Genomic DNA, 18,445 nt, shown 5'->3' with positions numbered 1-18,445 from the left:
CCTCACAGGTGCCGCGCCGGGTCCATCCGTTGATGCAGAATCCGGATCACGTCGACCCCATCACCACGGGGGATGAAGTAGATCAGGTGACGGCCGATGGTGTAGCGCCGATACTCGACGCGGATGTCGTCGGCAGCCTGCCCGCGGTCGGGCTGCTCCGCGATTCGCTCGATCGCGTTCCGGATCTCCAGGATGTAGGTCTCGGCCTGGTTCTCGTTCCAGTGCTCGAGCGTATAGTCCCAGATCGAAGACAGATCGCGCTGCGCGGCCGGAGTGAGCCGGTATGCGCTCATGCGCGCTTGGAGGCGATGAACGAGTCGAAGTCGAACGCTTCGGGCTCTCCGCTCTCCTCGCCGGCCACCAGGGCGGCCCGCAGGGCACTCAACTGGGTCTCCCGGTCTTCGAGCAGTCGCAGGCCTGCGCGGACGACCTCGCTTGCGGAACGATAGCGGCCGGTCGCCACCTCGCGCGCGAGAAAATCCGTGAAGTGATCATCGAGGCTGATCGAGGTGTTCGTAGCCATGACCTCAGGGTACCAACTATTGGTACCCTGATGCTCTGGAAACAGAAAACCCCCGCCTGAGCGGGGGTTCTTCTCTGCTGGGGTACCTGGACTCGAACCAAGAACAACTGAACCAGAATCAGCCGTGTTGCCAATTACACCATACCCCAAGGGCGAAACCGGAGCCTCGCACCGAGAGTCAAGCTTACCCGAGCGGGGTGCAGATGGCGAATCGGCGCCGGATGCCCGGGCGTGGCGAACCCGCCCCGCTCACAGCTCCCCCATCCGGGCCGGCTTCGTCCACCGCAGGAACACCGTCGAGCGCGTGATGCGCGCGAGATCCGCCAGCAGGGCGCCGACCTTCGTGCCGATGCACAGGCTGAGGAACATCATCGGCGCCGATGCCAGCGCCTGCGCGTCGAAGCTCGCCAGCGACACCAGACCCACCGTGCCGGGCACGAGCAGCAGGAACGCCGGCTGGAACGAGACCGTGGCCGGTACCGCGAGCATCACGCGCTCGAGTACCCGAGCGGCGACGAAGAGCACGGCGGCCGCGATCCCGATCGCGACCACGCTGCCCACCATCGGGCTGAACATCGCGAGCACGGCGTACGTGCCCGTCATCGCCGCGATGCACACGAGCGTCAGCCGGAAGCCCGACCCGAACGCCAGGCCGATGCCGATGGCCAGCACGATGACGGCGAGCCACGCCGTCCACAGCGGCGGCAGGGCGTCCCACCCGACGCTCTCGTTCGACAGCTGCACGGCCTCGCCGACCAGCGCAGCCGACGCCGAATCGACGCGCAGGCCGGTCAGAGCGGCCCCCGCGTACAAGCCGGCCGCCATGAACGCCAGCATGACGAGCCCGTACATCAGCCGCGATGCGCCGGTCACGATGTCTGTCGAGGTCAGCTCGAGCAGGGCGTTGGTGATCAGAGCGCCGGGCACGAGGATGGCCACCGGCGCGCAGACCGCGAACAGCGGGACGGGCCCGAGGTCGAGGGCGTTCGCCACGGCCCCGACCAGCAGAGTCGACAGGAAGGACGACACGAAGGGCGCCACCGCGGCTGCCGCGCGCACCCGCATCATCAGCATCGTCAGGGCGCCGACCAGCAGACCCACGACGAGGGCGAGCAGGGCCGCCCACCACGGGCAGCGGAACAGCACGGCGAGCGACACCGACAGCAGCCCGCAGCCGAGCACGCTCTGCAGTCCGGGCATCCGACGCGGGGTCGCGCGGATCGCCGCCATGCGCGCCGGAGCGGACGCGAGCGGCACCGCGCCCATCTCGAGATCGCGCACCAGCCTGCTGGCACGAGCCGACTGACGGAAGGTCAGCGCCTCGCCCTTGCCGATCACCGTCGTGGTCGCCGATGCCGCGCCGGGCCGGCTGACCATCACCATCTCCGGCAGGATCGCGAACTCGAGGGTCGTCTCGGGCGCCGCCCTCCTGCTCACCTGCTCGAGCGACCCGCGCACGTCGGTGACCGACGTGCCGCACTCGAGCAGCAGCACTCCGAGGTCGCCGAGGACGACATCCGTCTCGGCCGCCGGCATCACGGCATCCGGAACCTGTCGGCTCACGCCAGGAAGTCGGCGAGCATGCGCAGCCGCCGCAGCGACTCGTCCTTGCCCAGCAGCTCCATCGACTCGAACAGCGGCGGCGAGACGCGGCGACCCGTCAGGGCGACGCGCGGCGGGCCGTACGCGACGCGGGGCTTCAGCCCGAGCTCGTCGACCAGCTTCGCCGACAGCGCCGCCTGAATGGCATCCGGGGTGAACTCGTCGACCGGGTCGAGAGCCGCGACGCATGCCTCGAGCACCTCGGCGGCGTTGGCCGGCAGGCCCTTCAGAGCGTCGGCGTCGTACGAGACGTCGTCGGTGAACAGGAAGCCGAGCATGCCCGCCGACTCCCCCAGCAGCTGCATCCGCTCCTGCACGAGCGGTGCCGCGCGGAAGGCGAGCACGATCTGCTCGTGTGTCGGCTCGCCGCCGAACACGTCGGCGGCCGCAAGGTACGGCAGCATCCGCTCGGCGAAGTCCTTCTCATCGAGCATGCGGATGTGGTCGCCGTTGATCGACTCGGCCTTCTTCTGGTCGAAGCGCGCCGGGTTCGGGTTCACGTCGGCGATGTCGAACGCGGCGATGAACTCGTCGAGCGAGAACACGTCGCGGTCGGGGGCGATCGACCAGCCCAGCAGGGCGAGGTAGTTCAGCAGGCCCTCGTGGATGAAGCCGCGATCGCGGTGCAGGAAGAGATCGGCCTGCGGGTCGCGCTTGGACAGCTTCTTGTTGCCGGTCTCGCCGAGCACGAGCGGCATGTGCGCGAAGCGCGGCACGAAGGTGGTCACACCCGCCTCGATCAGCGCGTCGTACAGCGCGAGCTGACGCGCCGTCGACGGCATGAGGTCCTCACCGCGCAGCACGTGGGTGATGCCCATGAGCGCGTCATCGACCGGGTTCACGAACGTGTACAGCGGCACGCCGTTCGGGCGCACGACCACGAAGTCGGGGAACGAGCCTGCGGGGAAGGTCACCTCGCCGCGGATGAGGTCGACGTAGGTGAGGTCTTCATCGGGCACGCGCAGGCGCAGCGCCGGCTGACGACCCTCGGCGCGGAACGCGGCCTTCTGCTCGTCGGTGAGGTCGCGGTCGAAGTTGTCGTAGCCGAGCTGCTTGGCGCGGCCGTTGACCTCGTTGCGCGCGTCGATCTCCTCGGCCGTCGAGTAGCTCTCGTACAGCGCACCCGTCGCCAGCAGCTTCTCGATGACGCCGCGGTAGATGTCGTGCCGCTCGGACTGGCGGTAGGGTGCATGCGGGCCGCCGACCTCGACCCCCTCGTCCCAGTCGATCTTCATCCAGGTGAGCGCGTCGACCAGCTGGCGGAAGCTCTCCTCGCTGTCACGCGCGGCGTCGGTGTCTTCGATGCGGAAGATCAGCTTGCCGCCGTTGTGGCGCGCGTAGGCCCAGTTGTACAGCGCCGTGCGCACCATGCCGACGTGCGGCAGGCCGGTCGGCGAGGGGCAGAAGCGCACACGGACGTCAGATCCGGTCGCGGTGGTGGTGAGGGGATGCACGGTAGCCATATCCCTCGATTCTATCCGGGGCGGATGCCGGGTCCCGGCCCCCTCGAGGGCAGTCAGTCGAGGCGCTCGACGGCGATCGCGGCGGTCTGCGTCATCGGCATCCGGCCACCCTCGCTCCGCGCGTGGACGAGCTCTTCGAATGCGGCGCGGAAGCGGGCGCGATCGGCAGCTGCCAGGGTGGCGTAGTACGCGCCGGCCCCGGCCACTCCCCCATCGACGGACCGCCAGAGCGCGTCAGGTTCCGCCCGCCACGTCCAGTTCAGCTCGCTGACCTCGGGCAGCCAGCCGGCGTCAGTCAGCATGCGCGCGAGTCCGTCGGCGGAGCGCTCGAAGTCCTTGTCGGCGGGAAGACGTGTTCCGGATGCCGGAGGCAGCCCGGCATAGGCGATCACGTCGGCCCACAGCGCCGTCGGCGATGCCGACCAGGTCGTGGCGATCACGAGTTCGCGCGCGACCCGTCGCAGCTCGGCAGCGGCGGCCCGCGGATCGGCCACGTGGTTGAGCACGAAATTCGCCGTCACGACATCGAACTCCCGGTCGTCGAACGTGAGGCACGGCAGCCCGACGTCGACGAGCCTCAGTTCCGGATGCCTGGCTCGGGCAGCCTCGCGCATGCTGGGGTCTGGTTCGGCCGCCGTGACTCGCCAGCCGTCATCCGTCCACGCCGCAGCGAGGGTTCCGTCTCCCGCGCCGACGTCGAGCAGCGTGCCGCCGTGGCCGCGCCCGGCGATCTGACGCAGTCGTTCGCCCGTGCCGGCGCACAGCGCGGCGTAGGAGGCGGCGAACGCCTCACCGGTGCCAGTCCAGCTCATGCTGTTCGCTCCGGTGTCATGCCGTCTCGCGAATGCGCCCGAAGGGCGAGAGCGCGGTGATCGCGATGACGAGAACGAGCGCGACCGCGGCGAGCCCGGCGTACCCGAACTGCGTGAGCACGATGCCCGCCCCGGCGGCGCCGACGGCTGCGGTGAGGCTCATCAGCGAGTCGCTGACGCCCTGGCGGCGCGGGCGCATGAGCACGGTCGACGATTCGGTGAGCAGCGCTGCCCCGGCGACCGTCGCCGCGCTCCAGCCGAGGCCGAGCAGGATTAGCGCGATCATGACGCCCGCCGGATGCTCTCCGGCGAAGATGGCGGTGAGCAGAGAGGCAGTGAGCACACCCTGCCCGAGCAGCACCACCCGGATGCGGCCCCACCTGTCAGCAAGGATCCCGAACAGCGGCGACAGACCGTACATGCCGGCCACGTGCAGCGCGATCGTCACGCCGACCAGCAGCGTGACCTCCTGAACGCCGCCGTGCCCGCCGCTGTGCGCCATGTGCTTGAGGTGAATGGGCGTCATCGCCATGACGGACGCCATCACGGCATGGGAGCCCGACACGGCGAAGATCGCGTAGCGGGCGACGACCGGACGGTCGATGTCGGCGCCGAGCACCGCACCCTTCGCCGATGATCCGGCCAGGCGCAGGGCGGTCAGCAGCGGATCGGGTCGCAGCGCGATGACGTACAGTACGAGCGCCGCCGCCTGCGCGACGAGCGAGAAGAGGTACGAGCCGGTGAGCGGCGGCATCCCGATCAGCGCGCCGACTTCTTCGCCGATCGGCAGCAGCAGCGGTCCCGTCACCCCGCCGACCGTGGTCGACCAGACGACGATCGACAGATCGCGGCCGCGGTGCGCGGGATCAGCGAGGTCGGTGGCGGCGAAGCGCGACTGCAGGTTGCCGGCATTGCCCATGCCGATCATGATGATGCCGACCAGCAGCAGCGGGAACACGCGCAGCGCTGCCGAGGTGATCACGATCCCGATGCCGACGAGCGCGAGCAGGTTGCCGGCGGTCAGAGACATGCGGCGTCCGCGGCGCGCGGCGAACCGCGCCAGAGGGATGGCGAAGGCCGCAGCGCCCAGCGTGACCGAGGCGGTCGCCAGGCCCGAGAGCGCGTCGTCGCCCGAGAGGTCGGCGGCGAGCAGCGCGCCGAGCGAGACCGTCGCACCGAACGCGATGCCGCCGAGCACCTGCCCGGCGGCGAGCACGCCGACGGTGCGGCGCTGCACGGCGCGGAGGTCTTCGAGCGGCGAAGTGCTCACCGCGCTCACGCGGCTGGCACGGTGTCGCGCACGGGATTGCGCAGCACGCCGATCCCGCTGATCTCGATCTCGACGGTGTCGCCGGCGACGATCTCGCCGACGCCCGCAGGGGTGCCGGTCATGATCACGTCGCCCGGCAACAGGGTGAATGCGGCGGAGGCGTACGCGATGATGTCGGCGACCGAGTGGATCATGTCGGTCAGGGGAGCCTGCTGGCGGGTCTCTGAGTTCACACGGGTCTCGAGCCGTGCGACCGACGGGTCGAACTCGGTCTCGATGATCGGGCCCAGCGGGCAGAACGTGTCGAAGCCCTTGCCGCGGGTCCACTGGCCGTCCTTGCGCTGCAGGTCGCGCGCGGTCACGTCGTTGCCGATCGTGTAGCCGAAGACGTAGTCGAGCGCGTTCTCGGCGCTGACGTTCTTGGCGATGCGGCCGATGACCGCGACGAGCTCGCCCTCGAACTCGGTGCGCTCCGAGATCGCCGGGCGCACGATGCTGTCGCCGGGGCCGACGACGGCGGTGTTGGGCTTGAGGAAGAGCAGCGGCTCCTCGGGGGCGACGTTGCCGAACTCCGCGGCGTGGTCGTGGTAGTTGCGGCCGACGCAGACGACCTTCGAGCGCGGGATCACCGGGGCGAGCAGGGCGACGTCGGCCACAGGCACGCGCTCCCCCGTCGGCTGGTAGCCGGCGAACATGGGGTCGCCGTCGAGCACGACGATCTCGCTCTCGTCGAGGATGCCGTACCGGATGCCGTCGTTGTGACTGAAACGCGCGATCTTCACCCCGTCAGCCTATCCCCGCCCCTCTCGCCCCTGAAAGAAGGCGGCGGAACGTCAGTCGACCCGCACCAGCCAGCCGTGCTTGTCGTCGCGGCGGCCGTACTGGATGTCGGTCAGCTCCTCGCGCAGCGACAGCGCCAGCTCGCCAAGGGGCTGCTCGTCTTCGAAGTCGTCCGACACGAGAGCGCCGATGGGCGTGACCACGGCGGCCGTGCCGCACGCGAACACCTCGACGATGTCGCCGGATGCCACGCCCTGGCGCCACTCGTCGAGCGAGACGGCACGACGCTCGACCGTCAGCCCGCGGTCCTCGGCGAGCTGCAGCAGCGAGTCGCGCGTGATGCCCTCGAGGATGCTGTCCGACTGGGGCGTGACGACGCGGCCATCCTTGTAGACGAAGACGACGTTCATGCCGCCGAGCTCTTCGACGTTGCCGTCCTGATCGAGGAAGACGACCTGGTCGCAGCCCTTCGCCGAGGCCTCAGCCTGGGGCAGGAGGCTGGAGGCGTAGTTGCCGCCGGTCTTGGCGGCGCCCGTGCCGCCCTTGCCCGCGCGGGCGTAGGTCTTCGACAGCCAGATGCGCACCGGCTTCACGCCACCCGTGAAGTAGGCGCCGGCGGGCGACGCGATCAGGTAGTACGCCACCTTCTTCGCGGGACGCACGCCGAGGAACGCCTCCTTGGCGAACATGAACGGTCGCAGGTACAGGCTCTGGTCGACGCCGGAGGGCACCCAGGCGCCGTCGACGGCGATGAGCTCGCGGATCGACTGCACGAAGTACTCGGTGGGCAGTTCGGGCAGTGCGAGGCGACGGGCGCTGCGGCGCAGCCGCTCGGCATTGCGGTCGGGCCGGAACGTGTGCACCGAGCCGTCGGCGTGGCGGTACGCCTTGATGCCCTCGAAGATCTCCTGCCCGTAGTGCAGCACGGCGGCTGCCGGGTCAAGCGAGATCGGGCCGTAGGGCTGCACGCGCGGACGGTGCCAGCCACCCTTCTCCGACCAGCAGATGTCGACCATGTGGTCGGTGAAGTTCGTGCCGAAGCCGGGGTTCTGCAGGATCTCCTCGCGCTGCGCGGGGCTCTTGGCTGCGAGGTTCTTCGTCACGGCGAACGTGAGCTCAGCGGTGTCGGAGCTGGCCGTGGTGGCGGTGTCGGTCATGTCTGTCCTCTGTCGGGATGCGGCGGCGATGCGCGCGTGCTCTCAGACTACGCCTGCAGACGGGCGATGATCGCGTCGCCCGTCTCGGCGGTGGTGCGGGCGCCGTCGCGGCTGGCGATGTCGGCTTCGACCGCCTGCTGCACCCGCGCGGATTCGTCGCGCAGGCCGAGGTGGTCGAGCAGCAGGGCGACCGACAGGATCGCTGCGGTCGGGTCGGCCTTCTGCTGTCCGGCGATGTCGGGCGCCGAGCCGTGCACGGGCTCGAACATCGAGGGGAACGCGCCGTCGGGGTTGATGTTGCCGGAGGCGGCGAGTCCGATACCGCCGGTGACGGCACCGGCGAGGTCGGTGAGGATGTCGCCGAAGAGGTTGTCGGTGACGATCACGTCGAATCGTGCCGGGTCGGTCACGAGGAAGATGGTGGCTGCATCGACGTGCAGGTAGTCGACGGTGACGTCGGGATGCTCGGATGCCACCTGATCGACGATCCGCTTCCAGATCGCACCCGCGTGCACCAGCACGTTGGTCTTGTGCACGAGGGTGAGCTTCTTGCGTCGCCGCTCGGCGAGCTCGAACGCGTAGCGGACGACGCGCTCGACGCCGAACGCCGTGTTGACGCTCGTCTCGTTCGCGACCTCGTGCGGCGTGCCCTTGCGGATCGCGCCGCCGTTGCCGACATAGGGTCCTTCGGTGCCCTCCCGCACGACGACGAAGTCGATGTCGCCGGGATTCGCCAGCGGGCCGGATGCTCCGGGGAGCAGCTTCGAGGGGCGCAGGTTCACGTAGTGATCGAGCTCGAAGCGCAGCTTCAGAAGCAGGCCGCGCTCGATGTTGGCATCCTTCAGGCGCTCATCGCCCGGCGTGCCTCCGACGGCGCCGAGCAGGATCGCGTCGTGCGCGCGGATGGCTTCCAGATCCTCGTCGGTGAGGGTGTCGCCGGTCGCGAGATACCGGTCTGCGCCGAGCGAGAACGGCGTCTTCTCGAATGTCACCTCGCCGCCGGCGGTGACCGCGTCGAGCACGCGCTCAGCCTCGGCGATGACCTCTCGTCCGATGCCGTCACCGGGGATGACGGCCAGCTTCACGACGCGCGACATGGGTCTCCTTGAGGCATGGCTCGTCCGCGGCGCGGGTCGTCGCGGACACTGCCTCCAGCGTAGCGGCGCCCGTGCGGCCGCCACGCCGGATGTCAGCGCGTCGGACGCAGGGTGGTCGCGGCGACGACGACGGCGGACGCCACCAGCAGCGCACCGATGAGAGAGGTCGTCACGATGCCGGAGTCGAAGGCATGCGCTGCGGCCCGCCACAGGGCATCCGCCTGCGCCGCCGGCAGATCCTGCGCGGCCGCGTACGCGCCGGCGAGGGTCTCGCGGGCCTGGGCCGCGGATGCTTCCGGCACGCCGTCGGGGATCGTGAGCGCGCCCCGGTAGAAGGCGGTGATGATGCCGCCCAGCACGGCGGTGCCGAGCACCGCCCCGAGCTCGTACGCCGTCTCGGAGACAGCGCTGGCCGCACCTGCCTTCTCGGGCGGAGCGTGCGCGAGGATCAGCTCGTTCGAGATGGTCTCCGCGGCACCGATCCCGATCCCGAGCACGACGAACGCCGCGATCAGCCAGGCGACGCTGTTCCACTGCGCGGTGAACGCGACGATGACGTATCCGCCGACCGACAGCAGCAGGCCGGCGGGGACCACGATGTGCGGCGGCACACGACGCGAGATCGGCACCACGCTGAGCCCTGCGACGATCATGGCCGCCATGCCTGGCACCAGCGCGAGGCCGGCCACCATCGGCGAGAGCCCGAGCACGAGCTGCAGCTGCTGAGGGACGAAGTAGAGGAATCCCACGAGCGCGATCACGCTGAGCAGGTTCACGAGGATCGCGCCGCTGAAGCCGCCGCGCCGGAACAGGCTCATGTCGAGCATGGGCGTCTCGGCACGCAGCTGGCGACGCACGAACAGCCAGCCCATCACGAAGCCGATGAGCACGAGGGCAGCAGCGCCGATCGTCGGCCCGTCGACGGCGAACGACTTGATGGCGTAGACGACGGGGATCATGGCCGCCATCGACAGCAGGATGCCGATCGGATCGATGCGCCCGGGATTCGGGTCGCGGCTCTCGGGCAGCAGCCAGAAGCCGCCGATGAGCAGCGGGATGAGCATCGGCACCGCGATGAGGAACACCGAGCCCCAGGCGAAGTGCTCGAGCAGGAATCCCCCGACGACGGGTCCCAGCGCGGATCCCGCCGAGAATCCCGAAGCCCAGATCGCTATCGCGAGCCTGCGCTGGTCGCGATTCGGGAAGATCGAGCGCAGCAGCGACAGCGTCGACGGCATCAGCATGGCGCCGAAGAAGCCGAGCGCCGCGCGTGCCGCGATGAGCAGCCCCGCCGTCGGCGCGAAGGCCGCGAGCACGGAGACGACCGCGAAGCCGGTGGCGCCGATGAACAGCATCCGGCGTCGGCCGAACCGGTCGCCCATGACGCCCATGGTGACGAGCAGGCCCGCGAGCACGAGGGAGTAGGCGTCGATCACCCAGAGCTGCTCGGCGCCCGTCGGGCGCAGGGCGAGCGAGATCTCTGGCAGGGCGAAGCTGAGCACGGTGTTGTCGACCGAGACCAGCAGCACGGGCAGCATCAGCACGGCTAGGGCAGCCCACCCCCGCGCGCCCACGCGTGGGCCGTCTTCGCGGGTCAGCCGGATCGGGGCTGTGACGGACATGGATGGCACCTCTTCTGTGTCTGGATCAGTCGCGTTTCTGAACCGTCCGGATGGTACAGTAACACAGAAGCCCGATCGTCTGGAGTCCTCGATGTCACGTCCCCCGCTTGCTCGCGAACGCGTGCTCGACGCCTATCAGAGCATCCTCATCGCCGAGGGCGAGCGGGCCGCGACCCTCGAGGCGGTCGCCCGCGAAGCCGGGGTGTCGAAGGGCGGGCTGCTCTACCACTTCGCGTCGAAGGACGACCTCGCCGCGGGGCTGGTCGCACGCCTGGCCGCGCTGACCGACGATGACCTCGAGCGGATGGCCGCCGCCGAAGACGGCGTCATCGCCTACTACGTGCGCACGTCGGTCATGGAGGACGATGACCTCGACCGCGCTCTGATCGCGACGAGCCGGCTCGCGCAAGGTGGCTCCGCCGCGGCATCCCGAGCCCTGCGCGACGTGCGGATGCGCTGGGCCGATGCCATCCGACCGCACGTGCGCGACGAGACCGCGCTCGACCTGGTCATGCTGCTCAGCGACGGTCTCTACTTCAACAACTCTCTGGCCGAACCGGGAGACGAGCAGAACGCGCTGAGCGAGTTCGTGCCGACCGGCGCAGCCCTCGATCGGCTGATCGAACTGGTGGTGGATGCGACGACGCGGGCCCCGGGGTGAACCCGGAACCCGCGTCGCGTGCTGCGATGCTGCGCTGGTCTCAGTGACCCGGGGAGCCAGATGTCGGCTGTCGCCTGCGCATACCGGCATCCGGCTCCCGGACCGGGTGCCGCGTGGCTCGCTCGCGTCCGCCGCCGTGAGCCCGGGAGCCACATGTCCGCTACCGCGCCCGCATAACCGGCTTTCGGCTCCCGGACCACATGCCGGGATGTCTCCGCCACCCACTGCGCAAGCCGGGGGCCACATGCCCGCTACCGCCCGCGCATGACCGGCATCCGGCTCCCGCGACAGGATGAGACCACCGACGGGCGAGGCGCCGCGTCGGTGCAGCGGAGGGAGGGGTCAGACCTCGGCGATCTCGATCTGGCGGAACAGGTCGGCGTCGATCGCCGCGCTGACATCCTCGAGAAGGTCGTCCGAGACGGGCGAGTCCAGCGTCAGAACGCTGAGCGCCTGCGCGCCGGCGGCCTGACGCGCGATCTGCATGCCGGCGATGTTGATGCCGGCGTCGCCGAACTTCTGGCCGTAGACCGCGACGATGCCGGGGCGGTCCGTGTACAGCATCACGACGTGATGCTTCTCGATGGGCAGCTCGATCGCGTGCTCGTTGATCGACACGAGCTTCTCGATCTGCTTCGGGCCGGTGAGGGTGCCCGATACGGCCAGCTGCGAGCCGTCGGAGAGGGCCCCGCGCAGCGTGATGACGTTGCGGTACTCCTCGCTGATCTCGTCCTGCAGCAGGCGCACGGCGATGCCGCGCTGCTCGGCGAGCAGCGGCGCGTTCACATACGACACCGTCTCGCTGACGATGTTGGTGAAGACGCCCTTGAGCGCGGCGAGGCGCAGCACGCTGACGTCGTAGTTGTTGAGCTCACCGTGCACCTCGACATCGAGGCTGGTGATCGGCGCCTGGGCGAGTGCCGAGAAGATCTGACCGAGCTTCTCGACCAGCGGGATGCCCGGACGCACGTACGGATCGATGACGCCGCCGGCGACGTTGACGGCGTCGGGCACGAGGTCGCCGCCGAGCGCGAGCCGCACCGAGCGGGCGACCGAGACGCCGGCCTTCTCCTGCGCCTCATCGGTGCTGGCGCCGAGGTGCGGGGTGACGACGACGTTGGACAGGCCGAGCAGCGCCTGGGCGGTGCTGCCCTCGGCCGGAGGCTCGGAGGTGAACACGTCGAGGCCGGCGCCGGCGATCTCGCCCGCGACGAGCGCCTCATGCAGGTCGCCCTCGTCGATCAGGCCACCGCGCGCGACGTTGACGACGAAGGCGGTCGGCTTCATGGCCGCGAACTGCTCGGCCGCGATCATGCCGGTCGTCTCCGGCGTCTTCGGCATGTGGATGGTGACGAAGTCCGACTCGGCGATCAGCTCGTCGAGCGTGACCAGCTGCACGCCCAGCTGCTGGGCACGGGCGCTGGTGACGTAGGGGTCGTAGGCGATGACGCGCATGTCGAAGGCGTTCAGACGCGCCGCGACGAGCGCGCCGATGCGACCGAGGCCGATGATGCCGACCGTCTTCTCGAACAGCTCGGCGCCGGTGAATGAGCTGCGCTTCCACGCACCGCTCGACAGCGAGGCGTGCGCCGCGGGGATGCGACGGGCGAGACTCAGGATGTGCCCGACGGTGAGCTCGGCGGCCGAGACGATGTTCGAGGTCGGGGCGTTCACGACCATCACGCCCGCGGCGGTGGCCGCCTTGATGTCGACGTTGTCGAGCCCGACACCGGCCCGGGCGACGACCTTCAGCTTCGGCGCGTGAGCGAGCGCCTCGGCGTCGATGCGCGTGGCGGAGCGCACCAGCACGGCGTCGGCGTCGGCGAGAGCCGCGAACAGCGCCTCACGATCGGTTCCATCGACCTCGCGCACGTCGAAGTCGGGCCCGAGCGCCTCGATCGTCGCGGGCGAGAGCACCTCTGCGAGCAGGACGACGGGCTTGGTGGCGGTGTTGTTCGGCACAGATATCCTTCGGGGCAGGACGAGCGATGGTCAGCCGATGCGCCGCACGCCGTCGGGGCGCGATCGCGACACACTTTACCTCAGCGCGGGCAGCGCGCCCGACCGTGTGACGGCCCGAGACGGCGCGCGGGATGCCGCGGCTCAGCTGAGCAGCGATGCGCCGTTGCGCAGCGCGAAGCTCAGCGTGTCGAGCCAGAACACCGCGCTGAGGCCGAGCCCCGCGAGCATGACGACGATGAACATGCCGAGTGGGCGACGACGGGTGAGCAGCAGCGCGACCGTGAACACGATCATCGGCACGATCACCGGCATCACCAGCAGAGTCCAGCCGTACCCGCTGATGCCCGCCTGCGCCATCTCGATCAGGTAGAAGGTCGCATTCCAGATGACGAATGCGTAGGCGAGACCCAGGATGCCGGTGGCGAACCAGCGCACAGCGCTGACCAGACCGGATGCCGTCGACGCGGCGGCCGAAGTGCTCTCACTCACAGCACTCCCCCTCCCCCGGCGACGACGAACGGCCACGGCACGAGCAGGGCGGCACCGACCACCAGGGCGCTGATGCGCACCCAGTCCCTGCCTCCGCGGGTCATCATGAGCGTGGCCGTGAACCACAGGGCGGGAGCGAGCACGGCGATCCACATGCTCGCGAGGTACAGCGGGGCCGGCAGCATGAACATCGCCTTCGCCTGCATCCCCACGCCCCCGATCACCCAGCCGATCGTGTACAGCAGGTACACCCCGCCGAAGATGCCGAGCAGCACGAGAGTCGCGGTGCCGATCCCCTCGGGCTCGTCGGCGGCATCACCGCCGTCGGCGCGGGTGCGGCCGGAGTCGACGGTCGCGGATGCGACCTCGGCGTCACGTTCGACGGCGGGGGTCGGTGCGCGGCGCGGCTCGGGGCGGCGCGCCTCGAGCGCGTCGTCACCCTCCCAGCTGAGAGCGTCATCCTCGGGGTCGGGATTCATCCCTCCAGCGTACCCACGCCGGTCCGCGCCGCCCACTAGGCTCATGCTCACACAGCATCCGGGAGGACGATCGTGACAGACGACAGCGGGCGAGTCCCCACGCCGCGCGATGGGAGCGATGTGGCTGAGCACACGTGGCGGCCGACGGCCGACGCCAAGCGGAAGTCCACGACGCTGCGTGTGATCGCCGCTGTGCTCTGGGCGATCGCCATCGCCGCAGAGGCCGTCGCGATCTTCTGGCTGCTGCGCCAGCGCGAGACGACCGGCGGCGACGGTGAGCTCCAGCGCGATCCGGAGAGCGGGCTGCTCGTCGCGGGCGGCGGCGAGTCGGTGTTCCCGCAGTGGGCGTTCATCACCCTGCTCGTGCTGCTCGTGGTCATCGCCGCTCTCGCGATCGGGGGCTCGATCCTGTGGAAGAAGGCGAACCGTCTGGATCCGGCGAAGAGATCCGACACCGTGCGCTTCTTCGTGCAGAACCAGCTCGGAGCCATCATCGCCGTGGTCGCCTTCCTGCCCCTGATCGTCATGATCTTCCTGAACAAGGACATGGACGGGCGGCAGAAGTCGATCGCCGGCGCCGTCGGCATCATCCTCGCCGTCATCGCGACGATCGTCGGGGTCGACACGAACCCGGCCTCCGTCGAGCAGTACACCGCCGACCAGTCGACGGTCATCCAGCTGCTCGGCAAGGACGAGGTGACCTGGGTCGACGGCGGCAAGGTGTACCACGTGTGCGATCAGGTCCCCGACATCCAGACCGGCAGCGAGATCAGGTACGGCACGACGGCCGACGCAGTGGAAGCCGGCAAGACCCGGCTGACGCTCGAGTTCGCCTCCGAGCTGCGCACGTGCGCGCTGCCCGTGCCGTCCAATGCCGACGAGATCGCCGGCGCCCTGCGCCGGATCCGCGACGGCGAAACGGTGACGCTGCCCGCGCCGGTGTGGGCCCAGGACGACACCCCGCCGATCGTGGTCGAGGACGCCCCGGCCGAGGGCTGACCCCGAGCGCAGGCGCAGAAGGGCCCGGATGCAGAAGAGCCCGGCCGCAGAAAGAAAGGGAGGCACCCGGCGAACCGGATGCCTCCACTGCACGAGTCGGATCAGCGCGCGGCGCTGCCCTCGACGTAGTCCTCGTCCTGCGACTTCCAGGCGAACAGCGAGCGCAGCTCCTTGCCGGTCGCCTCGATGGGGTGACCCTGCTCCTTCTCGCGAAGGGCGAGGAACTCCTCGGCGCCGTTGTCCTGGTCCTCGATGAAGCGCTTGGCGAACGCGCCTGACTGGATGTCGGCGAGCACGCCCTGCATGCGCTCCTTGACACCGGCGTCGATCACGCGGGGGCCCGAGACGTAGTCGCCGAACTCGGCGGTGTCGGAGATCGACCAGCGCTGCTTGGCGATGCCGCCCTCCCACATCAGGTCGACGATGAGCTTGAGCTCGTGCAGCACCTCGAAGTAGGCGATCTGCGGCTGGTAGCCCGCCTCGACCAGCGTCTCGAAGCCGGCCTGCACGAGGTGGCTCATGCCACCGCAGAGCACGGCCTGCTCGCCGAACAGATCGGTCTCGGTCTCTTCGGTGAAGGTCGTCTTGATCACGCCGGCACGGGTGCCGCCGATCGCCTTCGCGTACGACAGGGCGAGGTCCCACGCCTTGCCCGACGCGTCGCGCTCGACGGCGATGATGTCGGGGATGCCACGGCCGGCGACGAACTCGCGACGAACGGTGTGACCCGGGGCCTTGGGGGCGATGAGGATCACGTCGACGCCCTCGGGAGCGTCGATGTAGCCGTAGCGGATGTTGAAGCCGTGCGCGAAGGCGAGGGCCTTGCCCGCGGTCAGCTTGTCCTTGATCGACTCGTTGTAGATCGTGCGCTGGTGCTGGTCCGGCGCGAGGATCATGATGACGTCGGCCCACTCGGCGGCGTCGGCGACGTTCTTGACGGGGAAGCCCGCCTCCTCCGCCTTGGCGATCGACTTCGAGCCCTCCTTGAGGGCGATGGTGACCTCGACGCCCGAGTCGCGAAGGTTCATGGCGTGGGCGTGGCCCTGCGAGCCATAGCCGACGATGGCGACCTTCTTGCCCTGGATGATCGAGAGGTCGGCGTCTGCGTCGTAGAAGATCTCGGTGCTCACGGTGTTGTTTCTCCTTGCTAGTGGTTGAACGGGCCCGTCGACAGGCTCAGGAACCCAGAAGTTCGTATCGTCTGAGAGTCAGCCGCGCATGACGCGCTCGGTGATGCTCTTGCCACCGCGGCCGATGGCGAGCAGGCCCGACTGGGCGAGCTCCTTGATGCCGAAGGGCTCGAGCGCGCGCAGCAACGCCTGCACCTTGCCCTGATCGCCGGTGACCTCGACGACCACGGCATCCGGTGCGTAATCGACGATCGACGCGCGGAACAGGTTCACGATCTCGAGCACGTTCGACCGCGTGTTGTTGTCGGTGCGCACCTTGATGAGCATGTGCTCGCGCTGCACCGAGGTCGACGGCTCGAGCTCGACGATCTTGATCACGTTGATCAGCTTGTTCAGCTGCTTGGTGACCTGCTCGAGCGGCAGGGCGTCGACGTCGACGACGACCGTGATGCGGGAGATCCCCGCGACCTCGGTCACGCCGACGGCGAGGGAGTGGATGTTGAAGCCGCGGCGGGCGAACAGTCCGGCGACGCGGGTCAGGATGCCCGGGGTGTCCTCGACGAGAAGGCTCAGCACGTGTGTGGACATGGCTCAGATCTCCTCATCGAATGCCGGGGCGTGGTCGCGCGCGTACTGGACGTAGCTGTTGCTGACACCCTGCGGCACCATCGGCCACACCATCGCGTCGGCGCTCACGACGAAGTCGATCACGACCGGGCGGTCGTTGGTCTCCAGAGCGGTCTGGATCGCAGCATCCACGTCCTCCTCCTTCTCGACGCGCAGGGCGAGGCAGCCGTACGCCTCGGCGAGCTTGACGAAGTCGGGGATGCGCACCGTGCCGTGTCCGGTGTTCAGGTCGGTGTTCGAGTGGCGTCCGTCGTAGAACAGCGTCTGCCACTGACGCACCATGCCCAGCGAGGAGTTGTTGATGATCGCTACCTTGATCGGGATGTCGTTGATGACGCAGGTCGCGAGCTCCTGGTTGGTCATCTGGAAGCATCCGTCGCCGTCGATCGCCCACACCACGCGGTCGGGTTCGGCGACCTTGGCGCCCATCGCGGCGGGCACCGAGTAGCCCATGGTTCCCGCGCCGCCGGAGTTCAGCCACGAGTTCGGGCGCTCGTACTTGATGAACTGCGCCGCCCACATCTGGTGCTGTCCGACGCCGGAGGCGTAGATCGCCTCGGGCCCGGTGAGCTCGCCGATGCGCTGGATGACGTACTGCGGCGACATCAGGCCGTCGTCCGGCTGGGCGTACCCGAGCGGGAACTCCGACTTCAATCCGTCGAGGTACGACCACCACTCCTCGGTGTCGGGCTTGCCGCCGCCGATCGTGCCGCGGAAGGCGGTGTCGAGGTCGACGAGCACATCGCGCACGTCGCCGACGATCGGCACGTCTGCGGTGCGGATCTTCGAGATCTCGGCCGGGTCGATGTCGACGTGCACGATCTTCGCGTTCGGGGCGAACAGTGCCGCCTTGCCGGTCACGCGGTCGTCGAAGCGCGCACCGAGCGAGACGATGAGGTCGGACTCCTGCAGGGCGAGCACCGCCGGGACGGTGCCGTGCATGCCGGGCATCCCGAGGTGCTGCGGGTGCGAGTCGGGGAACGCGCCGCGGGCCATCAGGGTGGTCACCACCGGGGCGCCGGTCGACTCGGCGAGCGTCAGCAGCTCGGCCGAGGCGTGCGCGCGGATCACGCCGCCGCCGACGTACAGCACGGGCTTCTTCGACTCTGCGAGCAGCACGGCGGCGGCCTGGATCTGCTTGCCGTGCGCCTTCGTGACGGGGCGGTATCCGGGCAGGTCTATCCGCGGCGGCCACACGAACGGCGCGGACTGCTGCTGCGCATCCTTCGTGATGTCGACGAGCACCGGGCCGGGGCGGCCGGTCGAGGCGACCTCGAACGCGGCGGCGATGGCACCGGGGATGTCCTCCGCCCTCTTGACGAGGAAGGAGTGCTTCGTCACCGGCATGGTGATGCCGACGATGTCGGCCTCCTGGAAGGCGTCGGTGCCCATCAGGGTCGAGAACACCTGACCGGTGATCGCGACCATCGGCACCGAGTCCATGTACGCGTCGGCGATCGCGGTGACGAGGTTCGTCGCGCCGGGGCCGGAGGTGGCGATGCAGACGCCGACCTTGCCGGTCGCGGCGGCGTAGCCCTCGGCGGCGTGGCCGGCGCCCTGCTCGTGGCGCACGAGCACGTGGCGCAGCCCCGAAGCGTCCATGAGCGGGTCGTAGACGGGCATGATCGCACCGCCGGGAATCCCGAACACGTCGGTGACGCCGAGCTTCTCGAGCGAGCGGACGACCGCCTCGGCGCCGGAGATCTCGGGCGTGGTGGACGGGCGTGCGGGCGGCCGCGGCACGGCGGGCGCGGATTCAGCAGTCATTTCGC

General features: G+C 69.4%; 18 protein-coding genes and 1 tRNA gene. 2 read left to right on the top strand and 17 right to left on the bottom strand.

Features of this window, described 5'->3' with window-relative positions; all coding sequences use genetic code 11:
- Window positions 1-2 precede the first annotated feature (2 nt).
- The 11 genes from ACWIDW_RS01375 to ACWIDW_RS01325 all read right to left on the bottom strand — a co-directional run bounded on the left by ACWIDW_RS01375 (window position 3) and on the right by ACWIDW_RS01325 (window position 10,326).
- Complete coding sequence (locus ACWIDW_RS01375; RefSeq protein WP_454122353.1) at window positions 3-293, bottom strand: type II toxin-antitoxin system RelE/ParE family toxin; 291 nt, start codon at window positions 291-293, stop codon at window positions 3-5.
- Window positions 290-523: a type II toxin-antitoxin system ParD family antitoxin gene (locus ACWIDW_RS01370; protein WP_454122352.1), complete on the bottom strand. Its 234-nt coding sequence runs from the start codon at window positions 521-523 to the stop codon at window positions 290-292. The genes ACWIDW_RS01375 and ACWIDW_RS01370 overlap by 4 nt, the downstream gene beginning before the upstream one ends.
- 77 nt (window positions 524-600) lie before the next feature.
- Window positions 601-672, bottom strand: a tRNA-Gln gene (locus ACWIDW_RS01365).
- A gap of 100 nt (window positions 673-772) precedes the next feature.
- Complete coding sequence (locus ACWIDW_RS01360; protein WP_454122350.1) at window positions 773-2,086, bottom strand: threonine/serine exporter family protein; 1,314 nt, start codon at window positions 2,084-2,086, stop codon at window positions 773-775.
- Window positions 2,083-3,588: a glutamate--tRNA ligase gene (gltX, locus tag ACWIDW_RS01355; RefSeq protein WP_454122349.1), complete on the bottom strand. Its 1,506-nt coding sequence runs from the start codon at window positions 3,586-3,588 to the stop codon at window positions 2,083-2,085. Before gltX ends, ACWIDW_RS01360 begins: the two co-directional genes overlap by 4 nt.
- A 53-nt stretch (window positions 3,589-3,641) precedes the next feature.
- Window positions 3,642-4,400: a class I SAM-dependent methyltransferase gene (locus ACWIDW_RS01350; RefSeq protein ID WP_454122347.1), complete on the bottom strand. Its 759-nt coding sequence runs from the start codon at window positions 4,398-4,400 to the stop codon at window positions 3,642-3,644.
- A 16-nt stretch (window positions 4,401-4,416) separates the two neighbouring features.
- Window positions 4,417-5,679, bottom strand: coding sequence for an MFS transporter (locus tag ACWIDW_RS01345; RefSeq protein ID WP_454122346.1), 1,263 nt, complete (start codon window positions 5,677-5,679; stop codon window positions 4,417-4,419).
- Window positions 5,676-6,452, bottom strand: coding sequence for a fumarylacetoacetate hydrolase family protein (locus ACWIDW_RS01340; protein ID WP_454122344.1), 777 nt, complete (start codon window positions 6,450-6,452; stop codon window positions 5,676-5,678). The genes ACWIDW_RS01345 and ACWIDW_RS01340 overlap by 4 nt, the downstream gene beginning before the upstream one ends.
- A 51-nt stretch (window positions 6,453-6,503) precedes the next feature.
- Window positions 6,504-7,607 (bottom strand): branched-chain amino acid aminotransferase, encoded by a 1,104-nt coding sequence (locus ACWIDW_RS01335; protein WP_454122343.1) that lies wholly within the window; start codon window positions 7,605-7,607, stop codon window positions 6,504-6,506.
- A 47-nt stretch (window positions 7,608-7,654) separates the two neighbouring features.
- Complete coding sequence (locus ACWIDW_RS01330; RefSeq protein ID WP_454122341.1) at window positions 7,655-8,704, bottom strand: 3-isopropylmalate dehydrogenase; 1,050 nt, start codon at window positions 8,702-8,704, stop codon at window positions 7,655-7,657.
- Between the two features lie 92 nt (window positions 8,705-8,796).
- Complete coding sequence (locus tag ACWIDW_RS01325; RefSeq protein ID WP_454122339.1) at window positions 8,797-10,326, bottom strand: MFS transporter; 1,530 nt, start codon at window positions 10,324-10,326, stop codon at window positions 8,797-8,799.
- 91 nt (window positions 10,327-10,417) lie between these two features.
- On the opposite strand from ACWIDW_RS01325, the gene ACWIDW_RS01320 reads away from it, so the two are divergent.
- On the top strand, window positions 10,418-10,987 hold the full coding sequence (locus tag ACWIDW_RS01320) for a TetR/AcrR family transcriptional regulator (protein WP_454122338.1): 570 nt from the start codon (window positions 10,418-10,420) through the stop codon (window positions 10,985-10,987).
- Between the two features lie 342 nt (window positions 10,988-11,329).
- Here the strand turns inward: ACWIDW_RS01320 and serA are convergent, their stop codons facing one another.
- The 3 genes from serA to ACWIDW_RS01305 form a co-directional block, all read right to left on the bottom strand.
- Window positions 11,330-12,949, bottom strand: a complete 1,620-nt coding sequence (gene serA / locus ACWIDW_RS01315) for a phosphoglycerate dehydrogenase (protein ID WP_454122337.1) — start codon at window positions 12,947-12,949, stop codon at window positions 11,330-11,332.
- Between the two features lie 141 nt (window positions 12,950-13,090).
- On the bottom strand, window positions 13,091-13,438 hold the full coding sequence (locus ACWIDW_RS01310; RefSeq protein WP_454122335.1) for a hypothetical protein: 348 nt from the start codon (window positions 13,436-13,438) through the stop codon (window positions 13,091-13,093).
- The gene (locus tag ACWIDW_RS01305) at window positions 13,435-13,917 is read right to left on the bottom strand and encodes a hypothetical protein (protein ID WP_454122333.1); all 483 of its coding nucleotides are present in this window, start codon (window positions 13,915-13,917) and stop codon (window positions 13,435-13,437) included. Before ACWIDW_RS01305 ends, ACWIDW_RS01310 begins: the two co-directional genes overlap by 4 nt.
- A 120-nt stretch (window positions 13,918-14,037) precedes the next feature.
- On the opposite strand from ACWIDW_RS01305, the gene ACWIDW_RS01300 reads away from it, so the two are divergent.
- On the top strand, window positions 14,038-14,916 hold the full coding sequence (locus ACWIDW_RS01300; protein ID WP_454122331.1) for a hypothetical protein: 879 nt from the start codon (window positions 14,038-14,040) through the stop codon (window positions 14,914-14,916).
- Between the two features lie 101 nt (window positions 14,917-15,017).
- Here ACWIDW_RS01300 and ilvC read toward each other — a convergent pair whose 3' ends face one another.
- The 3 genes from ilvC to ACWIDW_RS01285 form a co-directional block, all read right to left on the bottom strand.
- Window positions 15,018-16,046 carry a ketol-acid reductoisomerase gene (gene ilvC, locus ACWIDW_RS01295; protein ID WP_454122329.1) on the bottom strand — a complete coding sequence of 343 codons (1,029 nt, stop codon included), beginning with the start codon at window positions 16,044-16,046 and terminating at the stop codon, window positions 15,018-15,020.
- Between the two features lie 78 nt (window positions 16,047-16,124).
- Window positions 16,125-16,634 (bottom strand): acetolactate synthase small subunit, encoded by a 510-nt coding sequence (ilvN, locus tag ACWIDW_RS01290; protein ID WP_313355024.1) that lies wholly within the window; start codon window positions 16,632-16,634, stop codon window positions 16,125-16,127.
- A gap of 3 nt (window positions 16,635-16,637) precedes the next feature.
- On the bottom strand, window positions 16,638-18,440 hold the full coding sequence (locus ACWIDW_RS01285) for an acetolactate synthase large subunit (RefSeq protein WP_454122327.1): 1,803 nt from the start codon (window positions 18,438-18,440) through the stop codon (window positions 16,638-16,640).
- Between the last annotated feature and the right edge of the window lie 5 nt (window positions 18,441-18,445).

The sequence above is a fragment of the Microbacterium sp. NPDC055312 genome, from assembly GCF_053645675.1.
Note: the sequence above shows the minus strand (reverse complement) of the source record. Positions and strands in the feature narration are given on the sequence as shown.

Bases quoted from the DNA above. Each gene is read 5' to 3' on its own strand.
- ACWIDW_RS01370 (WP_454122352.1), bottom strand. From the start codon at position 523: ATGGCTACGAACACCTCGATCAGCCTCGATGATCACTTCACGGATTTT.
- ACWIDW_RS01375 (WP_454122353.1), bottom strand. From the start codon at position 293: ATGAGCGCATACCGGCTCACTCCGGCCGCGCAGCGCGATCTGTCTTCG.
- ACWIDW_RS01325 (WP_454122339.1), bottom strand. From the start codon at position 10,326: ATGTCCGTCACAGCCCCGATCCGGCTGACCCGCGAAGACGGCCCACGC.
- ACWIDW_RS01320 (WP_454122338.1), top strand. From the start codon at position 10,418: ATGTCACGTCCCCCGCTTGCTCGCGAACGCGTGCTCGACGCCTATCAG.
- ACWIDW_RS01330 (WP_454122341.1), bottom strand. From the start codon at position 8,704: ATGTCGCGCGTCGTGAAGCTGGCCGTCATCCCCGGTGACGGCATCGGA.
- ACWIDW_RS01350 (WP_454122347.1), bottom strand. From the start codon at position 4,400: ATGAGCTGGACTGGCACCGGTGAGGCGTTCGCCGCCTCCTACGCCGCG.
- ACWIDW_RS01335 (WP_454122343.1), bottom strand. From the start codon at position 7,607: ATGACCGACACCGCCACCACGGCCAGCTCCGACACCGCTGAGCTCACG.
- ACWIDW_RS01305 (WP_454122333.1), bottom strand. From the start codon at position 13,917: ATGAATCCCGACCCCGAGGATGACGCTCTCAGCTGGGAGGGTGACGAC.
- ACWIDW_RS01285 (WP_454122327.1), bottom strand. From the start codon at position 18,440: ATGACTGCTGAATCCGCGCCCGCCGTGCCGCGGCCGCCCGCACGCCCG.
- gltX (WP_454122349.1), bottom strand. From the start codon at position 3,588: ATGGCTACCGTGCATCCCCTCACCACCACCGCGACCGGATCTGACGTC.
- ilvN (WP_313355024.1), bottom strand. From the start codon at position 16,634: ATGTCCACACACGTGCTGAGCCTTCTCGTCGAGGACACCCCGGGCATC.